This is a genomic window from Bacillus sp. S4, from assembly GCF_040838205.1.
GTDB lineage: Bacteria > Bacillota > Bacilli > Bacillales > Bacillaceae_G > Bacillus_A > Bacillus_A cereus_U.
In genome coordinates this window covers 1-6,636 of sequence record NZ_JBFPJI010000182.1, presented here as the reverse complement: position 1 = coordinate 6,636, position 6,636 = coordinate 1, and the positions used below count along the sequence as shown (strand labels likewise).

The following is a 6,636-nucleotide window of genomic DNA, read 5'->3' as shown; positions in this document are numbered from 1 at the left end:
GGAGAGTTTTATTGAAGTAGAGTTAGTTAATGATTTTTTTAATACGGAGTCGTATAGTTGTCAAATTCAAATTTTTATAGGGGATAGTGAGAATAAGAAGTTTTGATTCCATAATTTTATGGAGGGGACTGTCCCAAAATCCTAACTTTGAAATGGAGTTATGTTCTTATTGGGTAAAATTGCAACATAAATCTCATTATATCGACTTAACTACAAAATACAACAATAATAGCCTACCTATTAATAAAAAGAGGGCCGTCCCAAAAAAACTTTTGGGACGGCCTCATTAGTAGTAAGGAACGTATTATTTACGTGAGAAACCTTCTTCATCAAGGTATTCCGCAGCTTCTGGATAAGAGTTGAATGTACCGTCTAAGTTTACGCCAGCGTAAACGTTCCACATGTCATCCTCTGAGATAAGAGTAAGGATATGACCATCTTCGTTACGCCATTCTTCTTCGGCAGCAGGTTCCATTGGTGCTACAATTTCCTCTTGCTCCTGTGATAGACGTTCAATTACTTTTTCAATTAATGAACGCAGTTCTTCTTCTGAAAACTCACGGATGTTAATCATACCTTTATCATCTGTTTTATAACCTTTAATGAAGTTTGCATATACAAATCCGTTTCCATTTGGGTGTAAATGATATACAACGTTCTTTTTATCTAAACGACTTTCTTCAAAGTGAAAGTTTACGCGTTTTAATGATACGTTCTTTCTTTCTAATTCCGGGAAAGATTCAATAATTGATAATTTTTCTTCAAAAGTTAGCATAGTGCCTCCAAGTATATAGTAAAAGATTTAATTTGTTCATTATAGCATAGTCAAGTTTGTTTCCAAAGGTAGATTCGTCATATTGCTGTTTTTTAGTTTGATTTGGGAAGGCTATTTATCAATGTAGGCGTTTACTTCACGAGACTGTAAAGAGTTTTTTATAAATACGCTAACGAATGATTTGTTTTAGATGTACAATGGAACGTGGACTTTATCCCGCTATTTGCGGGCTAATAATCAGTGGGGGATGAACAAAACCCCCACTGATTAAAGTTTCACTTTATACGAAGGTGGTTATTTATATGTTTCAAAAAATAGCAAAGGAATGTTTAGCAGGGTTTACTGTTGCGATTGTTGCTTTGCCGCTAGCAATTGCATTTGGTATTGCCGCAACGGGAACGTCTGAGGGAGCTTTGGCCGGATTGTATGGTGCGATTTTTGCAGGTTTGTTTGCGGCATTATTTGGCGGTACACCGGGACAAGTAACAGGTCCTACTGGGCCGATTACAGTTATTGCAACAGGCGTTATTGCAACTCACGGATTAGAAGCAAGTTTTATTGCATTTATGATGGCAGGGTTATTTCAAATCTTATTTGGTGTATGTAAGCTCGGCTCTTACGTTCGTTACATTCCATATCCCGTTGTTTCAGGATTTATGAACGGAATTGCACTGATTATTATTTTAGGTGAAATGAAGCACGTACAAAATAGCTTTCTACTTGTGTTATTAACGATCATTGTAATGATTGTTTCTGGAAAATGGATTAAGGCCATTCCATCAAGTTTAGTAGCATTAGTAGGTGTTACAGTAACGTTGCCATTATTTTCTTCTATGCTACAAGGAATTACGGTAAACTTACCAGTTGTAGGAACTCTTTCTTTAAATAAGATGATTGAAAAGATAGGTGTAATTCCAGAGGCGATGCCATCTCTTCACGTACCGACTTTAGACGCAAATGGCATGTTAGCGCTTGTATTACCAGCGCTTAGTATTGCTTTACTAGGATCAATTGACTCATTATTAACGTCTGTCGTAATGGATAATGTGACGGGGACACGTCATAAAAGTAATAAAGAGTTAATCGGACAAGGTATTGGTAATGTTGCGAGTGGTTTGTTCGGAGGATTAGCAGGAGCAGGTGCAACTGTTAGATCAATCGTTAATATAAGAAGCGGCGGGAAAACGGCGCTGTCGGCTTGTATGCATAGCATCATCTTATTCATTTTCATTATGGGACTCGGTTCAGTGGTACAATATATTCCGCTTGCTGTATTATCAGGCATTTTAATTTTAACTGGCATCGGGATGTTTGATTGGGAAAGCATGAGGAAAGCACATGTAGCACCGAGAGGCGATGTGATTGTTATGTTCGTGACGATGTTTGTGACAGTGAAATTCGATTTAATGGTTGCTGTTGCGTTTGGCATTATTCTTTCCTTCATTATATACATGGTGAAATGTAAAGAACGTAAAGCTTCTATTATAAAAGAAAAAGAAGCGACGTATACGATTCAGGGACCACTTTCATTTCTATCAGTAGATCGTATTTTTGCTTCTTTACAAAATGTGAAGTCACCAGTTATTTTGCGTATGAAAGATGTACGTTATATGGATGTATCAGGAGCTATGGCATTATTAAACTTTGTTGAGCAATCGGATAAAATAGGAGCGAGTGTGACACTTGAACATGTACATCCGCATGTTGAAAAGACGATAGTGACGATGGCGAATGATGAGCAGAAAGGGAAATTACGATTTTTGAAAGCTGAAGCAATATAAAAAATAAGAACCTTCACATGAATTGCGTTGTAGATTGTGAGGTTCTCATTTTTTGTATATGTGTTTATTATGCACGAAAATCCTTATATCTAGATGTTTTAAGTCTGTTGACAATTGCTACACTAAGCAGTATAGTAACATCTTAGATTAGCAGTATGCTATCATAATAAGTGTAAGAATTTTAAGATTTCTTTATGCTAAAAAGAAATCGCTTTAAGCTGGAGGGAATATTTGATGTACAAACAGTTACCACACGGAGTAAAAGTCGGGATTACACGTTCAATTGCTGCTTCTTTTGAGAAGTATATGAAGGATATTGAATGGAACGAAGAAAAGTTTGACATACAACAATTTGTTGAACAGTGGAAACAATATTTATATACAAAATCAACTTGGATTAATAAAGTAGATGACAAGTTGAAAGAACATCCAGATTTCCATCAAGTGTTAGCAGTGAAAGTGAATGAAAAAATTAACGAGCTTATTAATGAAGAGCCGACTGAAGATCAATTGAAAATTTTAAAAGATAACAAAGTAAACAATATAGATGATTTTTGTAAGCTAGAAGCAGCATATCATATTGAACGTCTGTAGTTGAATTGCATAATATTGTACATCAAAACACGTCGTATTCATAAAAGAATACGACGTGTTTTGATTAAGAATGGTTATTGCGGGATAAATGCTTTCCATTTAGATAAATCGATTGTTTCCTTTGATACTGAATCAGCAGAGAATGTAAAAGTCCAAGGTTTAGTTGAATTGGCCTTGATTTGAAAATCTGTTAATGTAAATACTCCTTTTGCAACGACAGCCCCAGAGCAATCTGAAATATGCAATGGAAGTTGTTCAAGAGTTATATTTTGATTATAACCATTACGGATTAAAATCGTTGCATTCAAATCTCCATTTTCTTCTACAGCTGCGTTTAGCCCTAGGAAATTAATTTCATCTTCTGCAGGTGGAGTAAGGTTAGTAATAATTTCTTGCAATTTCATTATTGCGCTTTCAGATAGTTTTTCTTGCCATATAGGATCTAAATCTAATGAATGTTTGCCTTTTAAGTCAAATACTAGTTGCCAGTCTTCTGTAGATAGAGTTGCTCCAGTTATTGAATTTTCTTCAAATACGAAAGTCCAAGGCATATTTACATTTGATGGAATCTCGCTTAAGAGTGACAAATCAAATTCTTGACGTGCACATGTTTCTCCATCTTTATTTAATAGTGATAGAGTAAGAGTCTCAAATTGAATTGAATGTTTTACGCTACTACGAATAAATGTAGTAATATAATAAGCATTTTCATGTTTTTTACTTTCAACTCCAGCTAGCGAAATTTGATTTTCTTGTAAGGTAGGTAAAGATTTATGTAAAAATTGATAAATATACTTCTGTTCTTGTGAAACTTCATTCCAAGAAGGATGAAAGTATAAGTTAGGTTTTATGTTTTTTGTATTGTTGATATTGTCTTCGGTTCCTAATAATTGAGAACTCGAAATTACAGAGTCTCTACCTTTTTTTCTTGCCTTCTTTAAAAATGATAGCATGCAATTCACCTCGTTATATATTTTGTGGAACAGTTATATATCTTGCTAAATATAAAGCAACCTCTTTTTCAAAATGGCTAAATGTTTGTAAAAAGATTTCAAAACCTTCTTTTTGATAAAGGCGTGCTGGATCCTCTTGTTGATATTGTCTTAAGCCAATACCTTCTTTTAAATGTTGCATTGCACTTAAATGATTTGTCCAACCAGAATCAAGGAAGTGTAAGCTGATTTGACGTAATACTTGTTGTGCATCTGCATTTTTTTCTAAATCATTAATACGCTTTATATAACTTGTAAGAGTATCTTTTAATAGTTCTTGTAAGTCTTCAGCGGAATGGACGTTATTAGCAGATAATGCCGGAATTTCTTCGATAGATAAAACTTCTTGTAAAGCTTCCACTAGTCTGGTGAAATCCCACTCTTCAGGAAGCATTCCTTCTAATAAATGTTCATTAGCAATAGTAGCTACTGTATTTTTAATCATTGGAACGACAATCTCTATCATATTGGTTTCTTCGTTTAAGAGGTTAATACGAAGTTTGTAAACTACATTTCGTTGATCGTTAATGACATCATCTAATTTCAAGTTATATTCACGCATCGAAAAATGACTACCTTCACAAATTAATTGCGTACGGTTGACTAAATCGTAAATTTTAGTAGTTTGAATTAGGCCATTCTCATCGGTTTTAAGTGATTTTTCAAGCTTCTCTACTTCTTCACCAGCGTAGCGTTGCATCATTTCATCTTCTAATGAAAGGAAGAATTGAGAACTTCCAGGGTCACCTTGTCGGCCAGCTCGTCCTTTTAACTGATTATCAACACGGCGAGATTCATGTCTTTCTGTTCCAATTACATGTAAACCGCCAAGCTCATGGACGCCTTTTTCTAATAAAATATCCGTTCCGCGTCCTGCCATATTTGTAGCGATTGTAATTTGTCCTTTTTTCCCAGCTAATGCAATTAAATCAGCTTCTTGCTCAGCACTTTTCGCATTCAATAGTTGGTAAGATAAATTTGCTGCATCTAAATAACGAGCAACAGTCTCTGATTGGAGGATGGACATCGTACCAATTAAAATAGGACGTTCTTCCTTATGTATGTTTATTACTTCTGCACAGACAGCTTTATATTTCGCATCGGCTGTTAAATATACGACATCTGTTTTATCTTCGCGAAGTATAGGACGATTCGTTGGAATAGAGATAACTTCCATATTATATACGCGGTTAAATTCTTTTTCTTCTGTTTTAGCTGTACCAGTCATACCGGATAATGCTGGATACATGCGGAAGAAGTTTTGAATTGTAATAGATGCTTGCGTTTGATTTTCATCTGTAATTTTTAAGCCTTCTTTAGCTTCAAGTGCTTGGTGTAAGCCGTCGCTTAAAGAACGTCCATCCATAACACGTCCTGTAAAAATGTCAACGAGCATAATTTTTTCATCATAGACAATATAATCCACATCTAATTGGAAAGCGACATATGCACGTAATGCTTGAATCATATAATGATATAAAGTTTGATGCTCTAAATCATATAAGTTATCAATATCAAATAAATCTTCAATCTTCGTAATGCCATCTTCTGTGAAGTTACATGTTCTTGTCTCTGCATCGAAAGTGTAGTGCAGAGTATCTTGAAATGTTTTCATTACCTTTGCGCATAAGTAATGAAAATCGGAACTGCTTGATTTTTTTCCAGCGATAATGAGAGGGGTTTTTGCCTCATCAATTAAAACGCTGTCAACTTCATCTATAATTGCAAAGTGATATGGACGCTGCACTTGATGCGCTTGAGATGATGCCATATTATCACGAAGATAATCAAAACCAAACTCAGTACCGATTCCATATGTAATATCAGCTTCATAAGCGTGTTTCTTATCGCTAGATTGCATTTGAGCAAGGTTTAATCCAACCGTTAGACCAAGAAATTCATGAACTTGACCAATTAGTTCCTTATCTCGTTTGGCTAAATAATCATTTACTGTAATAACATGGACACCTTTTTTCTCAAGAGCACGTACGTAAGTAGGTAAAGAGGAAACGAGTGTTTTCCCTTCTCCAGTAGGCATTTCGGCAATATTTCCTTCTAATAATACAAGGCCACCAATTAACTGTACATCGTAGTGACGAAGACCGAGTACCCGTCTTGCAGCCTCTCGAACGACAGCAAATGCTTCTATTTTTATATCGTCAACTGTTTTTCCGTTTTGTAACATAGTTTGAAAGGTAACAGTTTTTTGACGTAACTCATCATCTGATAATGTTTCCATTACAGATTCTAATTGATTAATATCATTCACAATTTGTTCGTAATTTTTAATCTTTCTTTTTTGTGAATCTCCCAATAACTTCTTGACCGAATTCAGCATTTTTGTAACACTCCTCTTACTGACAATAGATACATTATAGCATAGTTATACTAGAAAAAAGTAGAAATGGAAAGTGGTAGGGGGTTTGAGTAAAATCGTTTTTTGAGTAAGAATACTTGCGTTTTGTTATAAAAAAGAAAGTATTCAATATATAAG

At 34.9% G+C, this 6,636-nt stretch carries 5 protein-coding genes and 1 pseudogene; 3 read left to right on the top strand and 3 right to left on the bottom strand.

Going from position 1 to position 6,636, the window contains the following annotated elements; translation table 11 throughout:
- Nucleotides 1–106 (top strand): annotated as a pseudogene (locus AB3X48_RS15535) (MerR family transcriptional regulator); the annotation flags it as partial.
- A 198-nt stretch (nucleotides 107–304) separates the two neighbouring features.
- Here AB3X48_RS15535 and AB3X48_RS15530 read toward each other — a convergent pair.
- Nucleotides 305–775, bottom strand: coding sequence for a hypothetical protein (locus tag AB3X48_RS15530; protein ID WP_016103847.1), 471 nt, complete (start codon nucleotides 773–775; stop codon nucleotides 305–307).
- A 302-nt stretch (nucleotides 776–1,077) separates the two neighbouring features.
- Here AB3X48_RS15530 and AB3X48_RS15525 point away from each other — a divergent pair, with 302 nt between their 5' ends.
- Nucleotides 1,078–2,556, top strand: coding sequence for a SulP family inorganic anion transporter (locus AB3X48_RS15525; RefSeq protein WP_367959718.1), 1,479 nt, complete (start codon nucleotides 1,078–1,080; stop codon nucleotides 2,554–2,556).
- Nucleotides 2,557–2,790: 234 nt separating this feature from the next.
- Complete coding sequence (locus AB3X48_RS15520; RefSeq protein ID WP_367959717.1) at nucleotides 2,791–3,150, top strand: hypothetical protein; 360 nt, start codon at nucleotides 2,791–2,793, stop codon at nucleotides 3,148–3,150.
- 74 nt (nucleotides 3,151–3,224) lie between these two features.
- On the opposite strand, the gene AB3X48_RS15515 is transcribed toward AB3X48_RS15520, so the two are convergent.
- Together AB3X48_RS15515 and secA2 are read right to left on the bottom strand one after the other, a co-directional pair.
- The gene (locus tag AB3X48_RS15515; RefSeq protein WP_016103850.1) at nucleotides 3,225–4,103 is read right to left on the bottom strand and encodes an accessory Sec system S-layer assembly protein; all 879 of its coding nucleotides are present in this window, start codon (nucleotides 4,101–4,103) and stop codon (nucleotides 3,225–3,227) included.
- 13 nt (nucleotides 4,104–4,116) lie between these two features.
- Entirely contained in the window at nucleotides 4,117–6,480 is a 2,364-nt protein-coding gene (gene secA2 / locus AB3X48_RS15510; RefSeq protein ID WP_016103851.1) for an accessory Sec system translocase SecA2, read from the bottom strand.
- Nucleotides 6,481–6,636 lie beyond the last annotated feature (156 nt).

What these genes read in the sequence shown, in the direction of transcription:
- AB3X48_RS15515 (WP_016103850.1), bottom strand. Translation starts at nt 4,103, where the DNA reads ATGCTATCATTTTTAAAGAAGGCAAGAAAAAAAGGTAGAGACTCTGTA.
- AB3X48_RS15520 (WP_367959717.1), top strand. Translation starts at nt 2,791, where the DNA reads ATGTACAAACAGTTACCACACGGAGTAAAAGTCGGGATTACACGTTCA.
- AB3X48_RS15525 (WP_367959718.1), top strand. Translation starts at nt 1,078, where the DNA reads ATGTTTCAAAAAATAGCAAAGGAATGTTTAGCAGGGTTTACTGTTGCG.
- AB3X48_RS15530 (WP_016103847.1), bottom strand. Translation starts at nt 775, where the DNA reads ATGCTAACTTTTGAAGAAAAATTATCAATTATTGAATCTTTCCCGGAA.
- secA2 (WP_016103851.1), bottom strand. Translation starts at nt 6,480, where the DNA reads ATGCTGAATTCGGTCAAGAAGTTATTGGGAGATTCACAAAAAAGAAAG.